The 16,430-nt window shown below is 74.1% G+C and carries 13 protein-coding genes and 1 riboswitch; of the genes, 9 read left to right on the plus strand and 4 right to left on the minus strand.

Features of this window, described 5'->3' with window-relative positions:
* Window positions 1–168: 168 nt before the first annotated feature.
* Window positions 169–993: a hypothetical protein gene (locus ACN27F_RS02005; protein WP_421430836.1), complete on the minus strand. Its 825-nt coding sequence runs from the start codon at window positions 991–993 to the stop codon at window positions 169–171.
* A 530-nt stretch (window positions 994–1,523) separates the two neighbouring features.
* On the opposite strand from ACN27F_RS02005, the gene ACN27F_RS02010 reads away from it, so the two are divergent.
* The 4 genes from ACN27F_RS02010 to ACN27F_RS02025 all read left to right on the plus strand — a co-directional run bounded on the left by ACN27F_RS02010 (window position 1,524) and on the right by ACN27F_RS02025 (window position 4,799).
* Window positions 1,524–1,937, plus strand: coding sequence for a TIGR03618 family F420-dependent PPOX class oxidoreductase (locus ACN27F_RS02010; RefSeq protein WP_421430837.1), 414 nt, complete (start codon window positions 1,524–1,526; stop codon window positions 1,935–1,937).
* 104 nt (window positions 1,938–2,041) lie between these two features.
* The gene (cbiE, locus tag ACN27F_RS02015) at window positions 2,042–3,277 is read left to right on the plus strand and encodes a precorrin-6y C5,15-methyltransferase (decarboxylating) subunit CbiE (protein ID WP_421430838.1); all 1,236 of its coding nucleotides are present in this window, start codon (window positions 2,042–2,044) and stop codon (window positions 3,275–3,277) included.
* Window positions 3,274–4,017 carry a precorrin-4 C(11)-methyltransferase gene (gene cobM, locus ACN27F_RS02020; protein ID WP_421430839.1) on the plus strand — a complete coding sequence of 248 codons (744 nt, stop codon included), beginning with the start codon at window positions 3,274–3,276 and terminating at the stop codon, window positions 4,015–4,017. Before cbiE ends, cobM begins: the two co-directional genes overlap by 4 nt.
* Window positions 4,014–4,799, plus strand: coding sequence for a cobalt-precorrin-6A reductase (locus ACN27F_RS02025; protein WP_421430840.1), 786 nt, complete (start codon window positions 4,014–4,016; stop codon window positions 4,797–4,799). Before cobM ends, ACN27F_RS02025 begins: the two co-directional genes overlap by 4 nt.
* Here the strand turns inward: ACN27F_RS02025 and ACN27F_RS02030 are convergent.
* The 3 genes from ACN27F_RS02030 to cobG are packed head-to-tail and all read right to left on the minus strand — an operon-like array spanning window position 4,774 to window position 8,311.
* Complete coding sequence (locus tag ACN27F_RS02030) at window positions 4,774–6,318, minus strand: precorrin-2 C(20)-methyltransferase (RefSeq protein WP_421430841.1); 1,545 nt, start codon at window positions 6,316–6,318, stop codon at window positions 4,774–4,776. The genes ACN27F_RS02025 and ACN27F_RS02030 overlap by 26 nt on opposite strands.
* Window positions 6,315–6,956, minus strand: coding sequence for a precorrin-8X methylmutase (locus tag ACN27F_RS02035; RefSeq protein WP_421430842.1), 642 nt, complete (start codon window positions 6,954–6,956; stop codon window positions 6,315–6,317). Before ACN27F_RS02035 ends, ACN27F_RS02030 begins: the two co-directional genes overlap by 4 nt.
* Window positions 6,953–8,311: a precorrin-3B synthase gene (gene cobG / locus ACN27F_RS02040; RefSeq protein WP_421430843.1), complete on the minus strand. Its 1,359-nt coding sequence runs from the start codon at window positions 8,309–8,311 to the stop codon at window positions 6,953–6,955. The genes ACN27F_RS02035 and cobG overlap by 4 nt, the downstream gene beginning before the upstream one ends.
* Window positions 8,312–8,428: 117 nt before the next feature.
* Window positions 8,429–8,556: riboswitch (cobalamin riboswitch) on the plus strand.
* 57 nt (window positions 8,557–8,613) lie between these two features.
* On the opposite strand from cobG, the gene cobN reads away from it, so the two are divergent.
* From cobN to ACN27F_RS02065, 5 genes are all read left to right on the plus strand, one after another.
* The gene (gene cobN, locus ACN27F_RS02045) at window positions 8,614–12,234 is read left to right on the plus strand and encodes a cobaltochelatase subunit CobN (protein ID WP_421430844.1); all 3,621 of its coding nucleotides are present in this window, start codon (window positions 8,614–8,616) and stop codon (window positions 12,232–12,234) included.
* A gap of 23 nt (window positions 12,235–12,257) precedes the next feature.
* Window positions 12,258–12,722 carry a hypothetical protein gene (locus tag ACN27F_RS02050; protein WP_421430845.1) on the plus strand — a complete coding sequence of 155 codons (465 nt, stop codon included), beginning with the start codon at window positions 12,258–12,260 and terminating at the stop codon, window positions 12,720–12,722.
* 82 nt (window positions 12,723–12,804) lie between these two features.
* Window positions 12,805–13,554 (plus strand): lytic polysaccharide monooxygenase, encoded by a 750-nt coding sequence (locus tag ACN27F_RS02055; RefSeq protein WP_421430846.1) that lies wholly within the window; start codon window positions 12,805–12,807, stop codon window positions 13,552–13,554.
* A complete protein-coding gene (locus ACN27F_RS02060; RefSeq protein ID WP_421430847.1) occupies window positions 13,539–14,324 on the plus strand; it encodes a DUF305 domain-containing protein in 786 nt (261 codons plus the stop codon). Before ACN27F_RS02055 ends, ACN27F_RS02060 begins: the two co-directional genes overlap by 16 nt.
* Before the next feature lie 79 nt (window positions 14,325–14,403).
* Entirely contained in the window at window positions 14,404–16,332 is a 1,929-nt protein-coding gene (locus tag ACN27F_RS02065) for a family 10 glycosylhydrolase (protein WP_421430848.1), read from the plus strand.
* Window positions 16,333–16,430 lie beyond the last annotated feature (98 nt).

Here is a 16,430-nt window from a genome sequence, read left to right on the forward strand (position 1 = left end):
CTAGTTGCCGGTCGGACGAGCAGACCGGACGCTGCACCAATAACGGATAGTGACTCTCCGATCGCGACAGATTCTAAGCGGAAATTAAGACGCCCCTCCGGTGCCGCGAGGAGGGCGGCGCCGGAGGGGCGGGTTCCCGGTGAGCGACGGGGACCGACTCGGGGACGATCAGCCGCCTTGCAGCGAGCAGGTGGCCAGCGACTCCAGGCCGACCGGACGCTCCCCCTGCCGACCGATCGCGATCGCGATCCGATCGATCGTCGCGGTCCGCTTACTCGCCAACGGACCGAGAATCGCGTTGTTCACGAAGTTCGGACCACCCTGACCCTGACTACTGACCAACCGCGCGTTCGCCTCGGCGACCTGCTTGTCCAGCAGCGCCAGATTCCGGTCCACCTCGGCCTGCGCCGACGCCGGAACCGCCGGCAACCGGCCGGCAACCCCGGGACACACGATCGTCCCGACCGCCGCCGGCGGTGCCTGGGTGGCCGCCGGCGGGGTGGTCGCCGGCAGGTCCGCGGCCCCTCCCCCACCGGTATCGCCACCGGCGACGAGTTGGCAGGTGGCCAGCGACTCCAGGCCGACCGGACGCTCCCCCTGCCGACCGATCGCGATCGCGATCCGATCGATCGTCGCGGTCCGCTTACTCGCCAACGGACCGAGAATCGCGTTGTTCACGAAGTTCGGACCACCCTGACCCTGACTACTGACCAACCGCGCGTTCGCCTCGGCGACCTGCTTGTCCAGCAGCGCCAGATTCCGGTCCACCTCGGCCTGCGCCGACGCCGGAACCGCCGGCAACCGGCCGGCAACCCCGGGACACACGATCGTCCCGACCGCCGCCGGTGAGGTCTCGGCGGCCGCCAGACCGAGGCCGGCGCCCATGATCAACGCTGCCAGGCCCAGCGTGCCGGCGATCTTCCAACGCCGCGAGTTCAACGGCGACGGGCCGACCGGGTGGTCGACCCTGCGCCGGGGGGTACGCGAGTACATGCGACTGACAACCCAACCCTTCTGGGACAGCTGCCGGTAGCCGCGCCGCTCGATCGACGGCATCCCGGTGGGCCACTCGGCCCGCGTCCGGCGACACCCCGAGCGTGGGGCCGCCTGACGCTGTCGAAGACACTTTCCGTGGGACGCGGACGGTTTCACCCTGTCCCGCCCTTGCATACGGGGGTCCGACAGGGACGGTTCAACGGCTGCGGCAGATCCGGGAAAAGCACCCGGCGGCCGCGCGTAAGCTGGGCGCGACGCGGCTGAGGCGCGTCTCGGACAGCAGGTGGGGCGACGCAGCCGACTCTTGCGGGAGACCGACGTTAAGGCGCGCCGCCCCGCCTGCACACCCTACTCCCGCACCCTGTGAAAAGGACCGCTGGACTCGCTGTAGCGGTCTAACAATTGCTTGGTGGGCAGTCCGAATTCCACATCTTGTGCTGACTTGCCGATCAGGAACCGGCATCGGAGAGGCAGCCGCGCCGGCACAGATCCGTCCGATCGGGGAGTCTGGTGCGAGAATTCTCACGATGACCGAATCAGCAGCCCCTCGTCGGGACCGACCCACCGACGCACTCATCGCCTTCTGGCAGGAGCGGCATTTGTGCACGCTCACCACGTTGCGTCCGGACGGCACCCCGCACGTCGTACCGGTCGGTGTCACCTTCGATCCCGACACCGCAACCGCACGGGTGATCACCTTCGGCCGGTCCCGCAAGGCCGCTCACGTCCGGGCAGCCGGCTCCACCGGCGCACCGGTCGCCGTCTGCCAGGTCGACGGTGCCCGCTGGTCGACTCTTGAGGGACGGGCCTGGGTCCACGACGACCCGGACACCGTCCATGATGCCGAGCAACGGTACGCCCGGCGCTACCGCGTCCCGCGCGCCAACCCTGACCGGGTCGTGATCATGATCACGGTGGCCCGTCGACTCGGCAACGTCTGACCCTGCCTCGACGACGATGGGTCCGGCTTCGGTGGCGACGGCCCGACCGGGGGCGCGGTGCCCGGTCGACCGGCGGCGGGCAGCCAGGCGATACGGTCGGCGGCATGCCCTCCGCCAGCGGCTCCGGCCCCGCCCTGGTCACCGTCGTCGGCATCGGCGCCGACGGGTGGCGGGGACTGTCCGGGGCCGGCCGGGCCGCCCTGCGCAGCGCGCAGGTGCTGCTGGGCGGTCCGCGGCAACTCGCCCTGGTCCCCGCACCGCAGCGTCCCCCGGTCACCGTGGCCTGGCCGAGCCCGCTGCTGGCCCACCTGCCGCGACTGCTCGACCGGTATCGCGGCCAGCATGTCGTCGTACTGGCCAGTGGCGACCCGATGCATTTCGGCATCGGCGGCACGCTGGTCCGGCTGCTCGGTGCCGACCGGGTCCGGGCGGTTCCGCATCCCTCGGCGGTCTCGCTGGCCTGTGCCCGGCTCGGCTGGCCGATCGAGGAGGTCGACGTGATCAGCGCGGTCGGCCGGCCGGTGCAGCTGATCCATCCATGGATCCAGCCGGAGCGGCGTCTGCTGGTGCTCAGCGCCGGCACGCACACCCCGGGCGAGGTCGCCAGGCTGCTCACCGCACGCGGCTTCGGCCCCAGCACGTGCATGGTGCTGGAACAGCTCGGCGGCGAGCGGGAGCGGCTGCACACCGCCACCGCCCAGGACTGGGCCGAGACCGAGCTCGATCCGCTGAACGTGGTGGCCGTGCACTGCCGGGCGGAACAGGACACCGCGCCGCTACCGCGGGTGCCCGGCCTGCCCGACGACGCGTACCAGCACGACGGTCAACTCACCAAGCGCGAGGTACGGGCGATCACCCTGGCCCGGCTCGGGCCGCTGCCCGGTCAACTGTTGTGGGACGTCGGCGCCGGTTCGGGCAGCATCGCGATCGAGTGGGCGCGTACCCATCCGCAGTGCCGGGCGATAGCCGTGGAGAAGCACCCGCGACGGGCACAACGCATCGCCGTCAACGCCGCCGCGCTCGGTGTACCGGGCGTACAGGTGGTGACCGGCACCGCACCGGGCGCACTCGCCGGGCTCGACCCGCCCGACGCGGTCTTCGTCGGCGGCGGGGTGACGGCCGACGGGCTGGTCGATCTCGTGTGGGCCGCGCTGCGCCCCGGCGGGCGGCTGGTGGTCAACGCGGTGACCGTGGAATCAGAGGCGGTGCTCGCCGGCTGGCACGCCCGCTTCGGCGGCGAGCTGACCCGGATCACCATCAGCCGGGCCGCCCCGGTCGGCGGGTTCACCGGGTGGCGTCCGATGATGCCGGTCACCCAGTGGGTGGTGCACCGCCGGTGACCGTCCGCTTCGTGGGCGCCGGACCCGGCGCCGCCGACCTGATCACCGTACGCGGTCGCGACGTGCTCGCCGCCAGCCCGGTCTGCCTGTACGCGGGCAGCCTGGTGCCGCCGGAGCTGTTGGCCCACTGCCCGCCCGGGGTACGGCTGGTCGACACCGCCCGGCTGGCCCTCGACGAGATCGTCGCGGAGATGCTCGCCGCGCACGGCGCCGGGCTGGACGTGGCCAGGCTGCACTCGGGCGACCCGTCGGTGTTGAGCGCGATCGCCGAACAGATCCGCCACCTCGACGCGGCCGGGGTGCCGTACCAGATCGTGCCCGGGGTCCCGGCGTTCGCCGCCGCCGCGGCGGCACTCGGCCGCGAACTGACCGTCCCGCAGGTCGGGCAGAGCGTGATCCTCACCCGGGTGTCGGCGCGTTCGACCCCGATGCCGCCGGGCGAGGATCTGGCCACGCTCGGCGCCAGTCGGGCGACGCTGGTGCTGCACCTCGCGGTGCAGCGTGTCGACGCCGTGGTGGCCGACCTGATCCCGCACTACGGGCCCGGCTGCCCGGCGGCGGTGGTGGCCCGGGCCAGCCGCCCCGACGAGCTGGTGCTGCGCGGCACCCTGGGCGACATCGCCGAGCAGGTGCACACCGCCGGCATCGTGCGGACCGCCGTGATCATCGTCGGCGCGGTGCTCGGTGCGGCCGGTTTCCCGGACAGCCACCTCTACTCCACCGACCGGTACCGGCCGTGAACACCCCGGCCGGACTGCGGGTGCTGATCCTCGGCGGTACCGGCGAGGCACGTGCCCTGGCCGGTACGCTCGCCACCGGGCTGGCCGCCGCGCCCGGCGGGCGGGTGGTCACCTCGCTCGCCGGGCGGGTCGCCCGACCCCGGCTGCCCGCCGGCGAGACCCGGATCGGCGGCTTCGGCGGGCCGGTCGGACTCGCCCGCTGGCTGCGTGCCGAGCGGATCGACACGGTGGTCGACGCCACCCACCCGTTCGCTACCCGGATCTCCGCGTCCGCGCTCACCGCCTGCGCCGACGTGGCGGTGCCGCTGCTGGTGCTGCGCCGTCCCGGCTGGCTCGCCGGGCCGGGCGACGACTGGCACCGGGTGGCGGACCTGGCCACCGCCGCGGCGGCCCTGCCCGGGCTGGGTCGGCGGGTGATGCTGACCACCGGCCGGCAGAGCCTGGCCGCCTTCGCTCACCTGGACGGGCTGTTCTTCCTGATCCGCACGATCGACCCGGCGGCGGCGCCACTGCCGGCCGACCGGGTGCTGCTGCTGGACCGGGGACCGTACACCGTCGACGGCGAGCTGGCCCTGCTGCGCACGCACCGCATCGACGTCCTGGTCACCAAGGACAGCGGCGGGCGGCAGACGGCGGCGAAGTTGGTCGCCGCCCGCCGGCTGGGTCTGCCGGTGCTGATGGTCGACCGGTCGCCGGCGCCCACCTCGGTCGCCACGGTCGCCACCGAGGAGGCCGCGCTCCACTGGCTCGCCCGGCTCAGAGCGGGTAGCGCCGTGGAGTGAACACCGTCGGCGGGCCGCCGTTTGCACCCGGCACCATCGTGGTCGTCGACGAACCGACGATCAGCAGCGTACGCATGTCGACCCGGGCCGGATCGAGTTTCGCCAACTCCACCACGTCCAGCCGCTCGGCGGGGCCGCCGACGTCGCGGCCGACGACCACCGGAGTGTGCGCCGCCCGGTGTTCCAACAGCAGCTCCCGTGCCTTGGCCAGCTGCCAGGTCCGGGTACGCGACGCCGGGTTGTAGATGGCGATGACCAGATCGGCCCGGGCCGCGGCGAGCAGCCGCCGCTCGATCACCGGCCACGGCTTGAGCCGGTCCGACAGGGACAGCACGCAGTGGTCGTGCCCGAGCGGCGCCCCGGCCCGGCTGGCCACCGCCTGCGCGGCGGTCACCCCGGGCAGCACCCGCACCGGCACGTGCCGCCACCGCGGTTCGGTCGCGGCCTCCAGCACGGCGGTGGCCATCGCGAACACCCCCGGATCGCCGGACGAGACCACCGCCACCCGGGCGCCGGCGGCGGCCAGGTCCAGGGCGTGGGCGGCCCGTTGCGCCTCGGCCCGGTTGTCGGACGGGTGCCGCCGCTGCCTCGGATTGGGTGCCACCCGGTCCAGGTACGGGCCGTACCCGACCAGGTCGTCGGCGGCGGCGAGCGCGGCCTGCGCCTGCGGGGTGAGCCAGTCCCGGCCGGCCGGACCGAGCCCGACGAGCACCACCTGACCCGGGCCACGCGGGTCATGGCGCGCGGCCGGCACCGGTGCCGGTGCCGTACCGATCCGGCTGGCCAGCAGCGCCAGGGAGAAGTACGGCACGGTGTCGGGTACCACCCCGGCGAGCGGCGCGACCCGTTCGGCTCCCGTGCTGGCCCGTTCCACGTACCAGGCGTCGTCGAGGCGCCCGGCGGCGGCGAGCGCGTCACGCACGGCCGGAAAGGTGCGGCCGAGCTTGAGTACGACGGCCGCGTCGGTGTCGGCGAGCCGGCGGGACAGCTGGTCGGCGGGCAGCGTGCCGGGCAGCACGGTGAGCACCTCGTCGGCCTCGACCAGCGGCCGGCCCAGCGCGGCGGCGGCACCGCTCATGGACGTGACCCCGGGCACCACCTCGGTCGGGTAGCGGTCGGCGAGCCGCTTGTGCAGGTGCATGTAGGAGCCGTAGAAGAGCGGGTCGCCCTCGGCGAGCACCACCACCGACCGGCCGGCGTCGAGGTGGGCGGCGAGCCGGGCCGCGCAGTCGGCGTAGAACTGCTCCATCACCGGTCGGTAGCCCTCGTCGCCGGGGACCGGTTCGGTGGTCACCGGGTAGATCAGCGGCTCTTCGACCTGCCCGGCCCGCAGGTACGGTTCGGCGATCGTACGGGCGACGCTGCGACCGTGCCGGGCGCTGTGGTAGACGACGACGTCGGCTTCGGTGATCAGCCGGGCGGCCTTGACCGTGACGAGTTCCGGATCGCCCGGACCGACGCCGACGCCGTACAGCCGCCCGGTGCCGGGCGCCGCTGTGCTCGTCGCCGCTGTGTTCACCGCCGCCCCCGTCCCTCGTCGTCGCTGGCGATCGCGTTGACCGCGGCCGCCGCCAGCGCGCTACCGCCGCGCCGCCCACGCACCACCAGATGGTCGAGTCCGCTGGGATGCCCGGCGAGCGCCTGCTTGGACTCGGCGGCGCCGATGAAGCCGACCGGCAGGCCGAGCACCGCGGCCGGCCGCCCCGCCCCGGCCTCAATCAGTTCGAGCAGGCGGAACAGCGCGGTCGGCGCGTTGCCGACCGCGACGACCGCACCGGTCAGCCGCTCGCCCCACAGGTCCACGGCGGCGGCGCTGCGGGTGGTGCCCAGCCGCCGGGCGAGTTCGGGCACCCGGGGGTCGGCGAGCGTGCACAGCACCGGATTGTTGGCCGGCAACCGGTGGCGGATGATGCCGGCCGCGACCATGTTGGCGTCGCAGAGCACCGGGGCGCCGGCGGCCAACGCGGTCCGGGCCGCGTGCACCACCGCCGGAGAGAAGACCAGGTCGTCCACGAGATCCACCATCCCGCAGGCGTGGATCATACGGACCGCGACCCCGGCCTGTTCGGTGGAGAAGCGGGACAGGTCGGCTTCGGCCCGGATGGTGGCGAACGAGCGCCGGTAGATCTCCGCGCCGTCGCGGAGGTAGTCCGTCACGGCGCCTCCCGGGCGGTATGCACGGCGGCGATCAGACCGGCCCCCGGTGCGGTCCGCGCCACGGGCCGACCAGGTGTCGTGACCTGGTAGCCGTCGCCGGTGGCGAGGACCCGCACCACCGCACCGCCGGGAGTACCGCAACCGCGTTCACAGCCGATCCAGTGCACCGGCAGCCGGCCGGCGTGCCCGGCCGGTGCCGCGGGCCCGACCGGTGCCGCGTGCACGGCCGTGGCGTCGGCCCGTACGTCGGCCCGCGAGCGGGCGCAGCCCGGCCGGCCGGCGCAGCAGGTGACGCCGAGCCAGGGCGAGTCGGGTTCGGTGACCAGACCGGCCGCGTCGAGCCGCCGCGCCCAGCCGGTGGCGTCGGCGACCCGGGGCAGCACCACCGCGCGCCACGGGGTCAGCCGCAGGTCACCGTGGCCAGCACCACCATTGTCGCCAGCGGCGGCGGCCAGCAGCTCGGCCTGTTCGACGCGCAGCCGGCCCAGCGGCACGACCACGGCCAGCCCGTAGCCGCCGTCGGGCCGGGCCAGAACGCCGGCCGCGGCCCTGGCCGACATGTCGGTCGACCGTCCCGGTCCGGACCGGTGACGCTGGCGCTGGTCCGAACCGGTCGGGCGGGCCGCCGGATGGGCGGCGAGGCGGGTGCCGACCCGGCGCAGCACGGGCTCCGCCAGGTCGGCCAGCCGCCAAGCGGCCACGTCGCTGCCGTCCTGGCTGCCGACCTGTTCGTCGAGGAAGGCGTTCGCGGCGGCGACGGCCAGCGCAACCGCAGTGTCCCGACCGGTCCGTACGCCGTGGTCGGCACCGGCCAACAGGACGGTGACCTGCCCTGACTCGTCGGGCAGCAGGGCGATGTCGGGTCGGGCGGCGGCGGTGTCGCCGCGTCCGTCGTCCACGGCGAACAGAAACCGCCCGGACAGCCGGGCGAGCCGCGGATCGGCACAGACCGCCGCGTCGAGGGCGCGCACCTGTGCCGGTACGTCCCACACGGAAACCGCGTCGACGCCGCACAGCGGGGAGCCGACGATGTTACGGACCCGTTCGTGGCTGACCGACGGCAGCAGGCCGGCCGCGGTCAGCCGGGGGACGAGCAGCCGCGCGGCATCGGCGGACAGGCCACGCAGCTGTACGTTGGCCCGGCTGGTCAGCTCCAGGTACCCGGCGCCGGTGCTGCCGGCGGCCTCGGTGAGTGCGGTGAGCTGGGCGGCGGTCAGCAGCCCGCCGGGGCAGCGGATCCGGGCCAGTGCCCCGTCGGCGGCCTGGTGCAGTTGCAGCGCGCCGGGGCAGGCGTCCGGTCCGCTGCGGCCCGGTCCGACGGCGAGGTCGCGGCGCGACGGCGGTGACGGTGGCACGCGGCGGATACTACGGGCCGCCCGGGGTGACGACGCCGTCACGGCGGTCAGATCACATCTTGACGCCGCGTCGGTGAGTCAGGACAGTGGTCGGTAGCCATGTGCGGCGGCGAGTGGAGGAAGCCGGTGTGAGTCCGGCGCGGTCCCGCCACTGTCACCGAGAAGCGGACCCCATCCACGGCCACGGCCCGCGATCATGCGGGCGGGAAGGCCGGGGCGAGCGTCGATCCGGGAGCCAGGAGACTCCGGCCGCCACGACCGACGACCCGGGGCGCGGACCCCGAGGGAGGACCGGGCGTCCGATGATGCTTTTGCTGTCCACTTCGGATACCGACTTGCTGAGTGGGCGGGCCAGCGGCGCCGATTGGCGACTGGCCAACCCCGCCCGGCTCGATCTCGACGACCTGCCCGGCCTGCTCTGCGGCGTCGGCCTCGTCGTGGTCCGGCTGCTCGGCGGGCGGCGGGCCTTCGCCGAGGGCCTGGACACGTTGCTCGCCGGGCCGACACCGGTGGTGGTGCTCAGCGGCGAGCAGGCACCGGACGCCGCGCTGATGGAGCTGTCCACCGTCCCGGCCGGCGTCGCCGCCGAGGCGCACGCCTACCTGGCCCACGGCGGTCCGGCCAACCTGGCCGAGCTGCACCGTTTTCTGTCCGACACGGTCCTGCTCACCGGGCACGGCTTCGCCGCACCGGCTCCGGCTCCGGCCTGGGGCGTGCTGCAGCGGCCCGCGGCAGCCGCCGACGCGGAACGCCCGACCGTCGCGGTGCTCTACTACCGGGCACACCATCTGGCCGGCAACACCGGGTTCGTCGAGGCACTGTGCACCGCGATCGAGCAGGCCGGTGCCCACGCGCTGCCCGTCTACTGCGCCTCGCTGCGGACTCCCGATCCGGAGCTGCTGACCACGCTACGTCGCGCCGACGCGCTGGTCGTCACGGTCCTCGCGGCCGGCGGGACCCGCCCGGCGAGCGCCGGTGCCGGCGGTGACGACGACGCCTGGGACGTCGGCGCGCTCGCCGAGCTGGACGTGCCGATCCTGCAGGGTCTGTGCCTGACCGGCTCCCGGGCCGGCTGGGCGGCCACCGACGAGGGGCTGTCCCCGCTGGACGCGGCGACCCAGGTCGCCATCCCCGAATTCGACGGACGGCTGATCACCGTGCCGTTCTCGTTCAAGGAGATCGACGCCGACGGGCTGTCGGTCTATGTCGCCGACCCGGAGCGGGCCGCCCGGGTGGCCGGCGTCGCGGTCCGGCACGCCACGCTGCGCCACGTCCCGCCAGCGGCCAAGCGGATCGCGGTGCTGCTGTCGGCGTACCCGACCAAGCACGCCCGGATCGGCAACGCGGTCGGGTTGGACACTCCGGCCAGCGTGCTCGCGCTGCTGCGGACACTGCGCGACGACGGCTACGACGTCGGCCCGACCGATGGCCCGCACGCTCTGCCGGGGCTGGTCGACGGCGACAGCGACGCGCTGATGCACGCACTGATCGCCGCCGGCGGGCAGGACCCGGACTGGCTCACCGAGGAACAGTTGGCCGGCAACCCGGTCCGGGTGCCGGCCGCCGAGTACCGCCGCTGGTACGCCGAGTTTCCCGCTGAGCTGCGCGCACAGGTGCAGCGGCACTGGGGCCCGCCACCGGGCGAGCTGTACGTGGACCGCTCCCGCCACCGGGACGGGGAGATCGTGCTGGCCGCGCTGCGGGCCGGCAACGTCGTGCTGATGGTGCAGCCGCCGCGCGGGTTCGGCGCCAACCCGGTGGCCATCTATCACGACCCGGACCTGCCGCCCAGCCACCACTACCTGGCCGCCTACCGCTGGTTGGCGCACGGGTTCGGGGCGCACGCGGTGGTCCACGTCGGCAAGCACGGCAACCTGGAGTGGCTGCCCGGCAAGACGGTCGGGCTGAGCGCGGCCTGCGGCCCGGACGCCGCCCTGGGCGACCTGCCGCTCGTCTACCCGTTCCTGGTCAACGACCCCGGCGAAGGCACCCAGGCCAAGCGGCGGGCGCACGCCACCCTGATCGACCATCTGATCCCGCCGATGGCCCGGGCCGACAGCTACGGCGACATCGCCCGGCTGGAGCAACTGCTCGACGAGCACGCCAGCATCGCCGCGATGGACCCGGCGAAGCTGCCGGCGATCCGGGCACAGATCTGGACCCTGATCCAGGCCGCCCGGCTCGACCACGACCTCGGACTGGCCGACCGGCCGCACGACGCCGAGTTCGACGACTTCCTGCTGCATGTCGACGGCTGGCTGTGCCAGGTCAAGGACGTGCAGATCCGCGACGGGCTGCACGTGCTCGGCGCCGCCCCGCGCGGCGAGGCCCGCGTCGACCTGGTGCTGGCGATGCTGCGCGCCCGGCAGATGTGGGCCGGCCAGGTCGCCGCGCTGCCCGGCCTGCGTGAGGCGCTCGGCCTCGACGAGACCGGATCCGACCGGGACGGCACCGACGCCGCCGAGGCCACCGCCCGACAGCTGGTCACGGCGATGGAGGACGACGGCTGGCGGCCGGAGGCCGGCGCCGAGGTCGCCACGCGTGTGCTCGGTGGCGACGACGGGCGGGCCGCGCTGGTCACCCGGATCCTGACCTTCGCGGCGACCGAGATCGTGCCCCGGCTGGCCCGCACCAGCGACGAGCTGGCCAACGTCCGGCACGCGCTGGCCGGCGGGTACGTGCCGGCCGGTCCGAGCGGGTCGCCGCTGCGCGGGCTGATCAACGTGCTGCCCACCGGGCGCAACTTCTACTCGGTGGATCCCAAGGCGGTGCCGAGCCGGCTGGCCTGGGAGACCGGGCAGGCGATGGCCGATTCGCTGCTGGCCCGTTATCGGGCCGACACCGGCGACTGGCCGCGCTCGGTCGGGTTGAGCGTCTGGGGCACCTCCGCGATGCGCACCGCCGGTGACGACATCGCCGAAGTCCTGGCGCTGCTCGGCGTGCGGCCGCGGTGGGACGAGGCGTCGCGGCGGGTGACCGGCGTCGCGGTGATTCCCGCCGGCGAACTGGGCCGGCCCCGCATCGACGTGACGGTGCGGATCAGTGGCTTCTTCCGCGACGCGTTCCCGCACGTGGTGGCGCTGCTCGACGACGCGGTGCGGATGGTGGCGGCGCTCGACGAGCCCGACGAGGTGAACTTCGTCGCCGCGCACGCCCGCGCCGACCTGGCCGAGCACGGCGACCGGCGGCGGGCCACCATGCGCATCTTCGGATCCAGGCCCGGCACCTACGGCACCGGGTTGCTGCAGCTGATCGACAGCCGCAGCTGGCGCGACGACGCCGACCTGGCGGAGGTGTACGCGGTGTGGGGCGGCTACGCCTACGGCCGCGACCTCGACGGCGCGCCGGCCCGCGAGCAGATGGAGTCGGCGTACCGGCGGATCGCGGTGGCCGCCAAGAACATCGACACCCGCGAGCACGACATCGCCGACTCCGACGACTACTTCCAGTACCACGGCGGCATGATCGCCACGGTCCGGGCACTGACCGGGTCGGCCCCGGCGGCGTACGTCGGCGACAGCACCCGACCGGAGGCGGTGCGCACCCGGGCGCTGCACGAGGAGACCGCCCGGATCTTCCGCGCCCGGGTGGTGAACCCGCGCTGGCTCGCGGCGATGCGCCGGCACGGCTACAAGGGCGCGTTCGAACTGGCCGCGACCGTCGACTACCTGTTCGGCTACGACGCCACCGCCGGGGTGGTGGCCGACTGGATGTACGACCAGCTGGCCCAGACGTACGTGCTCGACGAGGTCAACCAGCGGTTCCTGACCGAGTCGAACCCGTGGGCGCTGCACGGCATCACCGAGCGGCTGCTGGAGGCGGCCGACCGCAAGCTGTGGGAGTACCCGGATCCGGCGACCCTGGACGGGCTGCGGGAGGTGTTCCTGCGCACCGAGGGCGATCTGGAGGACCGCACCGGCTGAGCACCGGGCGTACAGTCGCCGGCATGGGCACCCCGGCACCGCGCAGCACCCGGTACGGCGGGGCCGTCGCCACCGGGGTCGAGCCGGACAGCGTGCTGCTGCCCGGACACGACGTGCCGTTGGGCCGGTACACGACGGTGCGCCGGCCCCGGCGGATGGTCGGCGCGTGGTGCTTCGTCGGCGATTTCGGCCCGGACGACGTCGCCGGCCGGCCGGGGATGCAGATCCCGCCGCAGCATCCGCCGGTGATACACGGGCTGCAGTTGTGGGTGGCGCTGCCGGAGCGGGCGCTGACCGACGGGGTGGAGCTGTCCCCCGGCGCGCTGCTCTACCTGGGGCGGGGCCGATCCGGGGTGGCCGTGCACACGGCCGGACGGGCACGGCCGGACCGTGGGCTGACCCGCCCGGGTCGTTCCTACGTGGGTCGGTCCTACCTGGGCGGCGGCGCGCCGGACCCGGCGCAGCTATTGAAAGTCTTGATTAACTGAGTTTACAGTTAATAATCCTTACATTAGCTGCGGTGGCCCGGCCGGACCCGCACCTTCCGATCTCACCTGCCCGGAGACCCTCATGCGACGACGGATCACCCTGTCCCTGTTGTCGGCCGGCGCCGTGCTCGGCACCCTGCTGGTCGCCACCCCCGCCCAGGCCCACGGCTACATCTCCTACCCAGCCAGCAGACAGGCAATGTGCGCGCAGGGCCGGGTCCCGGCCGACTGCGGCGCCATCGTCTGGGAGCCCCAGAGCGTCGAAGGGCCCAAGGGCCAGCGCACCTGCCACGGCGGGGTGGCTCGGTTCGCCATCCTCAACGACACCAGCGTCAACTGGCCGACGACCCAGGTCGGCAACTCGGTCACCTTCACCTGGACGCTGACCGCCCGGCACTCGACCAGCACCTGGGAGTACTACATCGGCGGCAGCCGGATCGCGGTGTTCGACGACGGCGGCCGGCAACCGAACGCCACCGTCTCGCACCAGGTCAACCTCGGTGGCCGCAGCGGCCGGCAGACCGTCCTGGCCATCTGGAACATCGCGGACACCGCGAACGCGTTCTACTCGTGCGTGGACGTGCAGATCGGCGGCGGAGGCGGCCCGGCGCCGACCACCGCCCCGCCTCCCCCACCGACCACCGCGCCACCGACCACGCCCGCCCCGACCAGCCCGCCCGGCCAGCCCGGCGGCACCTGGACGCCGGGCACCACCTACCAGGTCGGGGCGACGGTCACTTACGGTGGCGCCAGCTACCGCTGCCGCCAGGCACACACCGCCCTCGTCGGCTGGGAACCCCCGAACGTACCGGCGCTGTGGCAACGGCTCTGACCGGCGCACCGGTGCCCATGCCGACCCGCCGGGGTCTCGCCGCCACCGGCATGGGCACCCTGCTGGCCGTCGCCCTGCTGGCCGTCGCCCTGCTGGCCGTCAGCGGCTGCGGCGCCGCCGCGACCGGTGATGCCATCGGTGCGGGGACCGGGCCGGGACCCGGTGCCCAGGCCACCGGCTCGTCAGCGGCCGGGGTCCCGCCGACCGCTGACGAGTTCACCGACGCCGACGAATTCAACGACGCCGACGTCACGTTCCTGCGGCAGACCCTCACCCAGCACGCGGCGGCCGCCGAACTGACCCGGATCGCCGCCGAGCGGGCCAGCGATCCACAGCTGCGCATGCTGGCCGCCGCCGTGGCGGTGACGCAGGCCGGCGAGACGGAGACGATGACCGGCTGGCTCATCGGCTGGGGGCAGCCGGTGATACCGCCGATCGGCTCGTCCGGCAACGACGGTCCGGCCGGCGACGGGCCAGCCAACGGGTCGACCGGCGACGGGCCAGCCGGGGACGGCTCGGCCGACCCGCACGGCGGGCACGACGTGGCGCACGGCACCACCGCCGCCGACGTGGCGCTGCTCGCCGACGCCGCGCCCGACGAGTTCGACCGTACGTTCGTCAACATCCTCATCGCCCACCAGCACTACGCGGTCGAACTCGCCCGCACCGTGCGGGACACCGGAGTGAACCCGCAGGTCCGGCAGTTCGCCGACCAGCTCGACCGGTCCCGGTCGGCGCAGATCACCCACCTGCTCGGCCTGCTGGGTTGAGCTCCGGCGAACCGGTGCCACGGCACCGTGTCGGATCACGGCTAGCTCGTTGATGACCGGCATGCCCACCATGTCGGTCATGAACGATGTGCCCTGCCCGACCGATCCTGCCATGCCGAAACGGCAGTTCCGCGGCATGTGGATCGCGACGGCGGCCAACCTGGACTGGCCCAGCCGTCCAGGGCTCACCCCGGCCGCCCAGCAGGCCGAGGCGCGCGGCTGGCTGGACCTGGCCGGGCAGCTGCACATGAACGCCGTCGTGGTGCAGGTGCGGCCGAGCGCCGACGCGCTGTGGCCGTCGGCGTACGAGCCATGGTCGGCGGTGCTCACCGGGCGCCAGGGCGGTGACCCCGGCTACGACCCGCTCGGCTTCCTGGTCGACGAGGCACACGCACGTAACCTGGAGCTGCACGCCTGGTTCAACCCGTACCGGGTCGCCAGCCACCCGGATCCGGCCCGGCTGGCCGACAGCCATCCGGCGCGACGCAACCCCGGCTGGGTACTCCCCTACGCCGGCGGCCTCTACTACGACCCGGGTCTGCCGGACGTCCGCCGGTTCGTGCAGGACGCCATCCTCGACGCGGTCACCCGGTACGACGTCGACGCGGTGCACTTCGACGACTACTTCTACCCGTACCCGGTGGACGGGCTGGTTGTCCCCGACCAGGACACGTACGCGCGTCACGGCACCGGGTTCGGCGGCGTCGAGGAGTGGCGGCGGCACAACGTGGATCTGCTCGTCGAGCAGTTGGGCCAGCGGCTGCGGGCGGCCAAGCCCTGGGTACGGTTCGGCATCAGCCCGTTCGGCATCTGGCGCAACGCCGGCACCGACCCGCTCGGCTCGGCCACCACCGGGCTGCAGTCCTACGACGCGCTGCACGCCGACACCCGCGGCTGGGTCCGGCGGCGGTGGCTCGACTACGTCGCCCCGCAGCTGTACTGGCACCTCGGTCATCCGGCCGCCGACTACGCCGAACTGGTCCGCTGGTGGTCGGCGACGGTCGACGGCACCGGCGTGCACCTGCTGGTCGGTCAGTCCGCGTACCGGATCGGCGTCGTTGGCCAGGACCCGGCCTGGCAGGACCCGGTGGAGCTGAGCCGCCACCTGCAGCTCAACCGGACCTACCCGGCGGTCCACGGTGACCTGCTCTTCCGCGCCGCCGACGTGCGCGCCGACCGGCTCGGCGCGATCAGCCGGCTGGTCGCCGAGCACTACCGGCGCCCAGCGCTGCTGCCCGTCGCGGGCGGGCAGGCCGCCGATCCGAGCGCCGACGCCCCGCCCGCACCGCCGGCGGTCACCGCCGCCGTGCGCGCCCCGACCGGCGTACGGCTGGACTGGCTGGCAGCCGCCGGCGGCACCCCGGTCGGCTACGCCGTGTACCGGCTCACCGGCACCGACGCCGCCGAGGAGTGCGTCCTGGCCGACGCCCGGCACCTGCTGGCCACGGTGCGGGCCACCGGGCCGGGCGGTTCGTACGCCGATGCCACGGCGGCGGCCGGCACCGCGTACACCTATCTGGTCACCGCGTTGGACCGCCGGCACCGGGAGAGCCCGCCCGGTCCGGCGCGGGTGCTACTCGCGGACGACGACAGGTTCTGTGTGATCGTGGACAACGCGACCGCCGGCGGCCTCACCGCCAGCGGCAGTTGGGGAACGTCGAGCTATTCCGCCGGCCGCTACGGTGCCGACTACCGGTTCGCCGACCCGCAGGCGGTCAGCGACCCGGCCTGGTTCACGGTGACCGTGCCGGTCACCGCCGGTTACCGGGTCGAGGTGTGGCATCCGGCCGCGCCCGGCTACCACCCGGCCGCGCCGCATCTGATCCGGACGGCGACCGGCCTGGTGTCGCGGGTGCTCGACCAGCGCCGCGACGGTGGCCGGTGGCGGGAGCTGGGGGTGTTCACGCTCGCCGCCGGCCGGTACCCGGTGGTCGGCGTGAGCCGCTGGGCGCCGGCCGGCGGCCACCTCGTCGCCGACGCGGTACGCCTCACCCGTGACACGCCCTGATGCTTGTGGCCGGGATCACGGCCCTCTACGGTGGACGGGCAGGGAACACCAACGGCAGCACGGGCGGTCGGACCGTCGCGGGGTGCTGAGCGGCTGGA

The organism is Solwaraspora sp. WMMB335, from assembly GCF_049179075.1.
Taxonomy (GTDB): Bacteria; Actinomycetota; Actinomycetes; order Mycobacteriales; family Micromonosporaceae; genus Micromonospora_E.

What these genes read in the sequence shown, in the direction of transcription:
- ACN27F_RS02055 (WP_421430846.1), top strand. Translation starts at nt 12,805, where the DNA reads ATGCGACGACGGATCACCCTGTCCCTGTTGTCGGCCGGCGCCGTGCTC.
- ACN27F_RS02065 (WP_421430848.1), top strand. Translation starts at nt 14,404, where the DNA reads ATGAACGATGTGCCCTGCCCGACCGATCCTGCCATGCCGAAACGGCAG.
- ACN27F_RS02005 (WP_421430836.1), bottom strand. Translation starts at nt 993, where the DNA reads ATGTACTCGCGTACCCCCCGGCGCAGGGTCGACCACCCGGTCGGCCCG.
- ACN27F_RS02050 (WP_421430845.1), top strand. Translation starts at nt 12,258, where the DNA reads ATGGGCACCCCGGCACCGCGCAGCACCCGGTACGGCGGGGCCGTCGCC.
- cobN (WP_421430844.1), top strand. Translation starts at nt 8,614, where the DNA reads ATGATGCTTTTGCTGTCCACTTCGGATACCGACTTGCTGAGTGGGCGG.
- ACN27F_RS02010 (WP_421430837.1), top strand. Translation starts at nt 1,524, where the DNA reads ATGACCGAATCAGCAGCCCCTCGTCGGGACCGACCCACCGACGCACTC.
- cbiE (WP_421430838.1), top strand. Translation starts at nt 2,042, where the DNA reads ATGCCCTCCGCCAGCGGCTCCGGCCCCGCCCTGGTCACCGTCGTCGGC.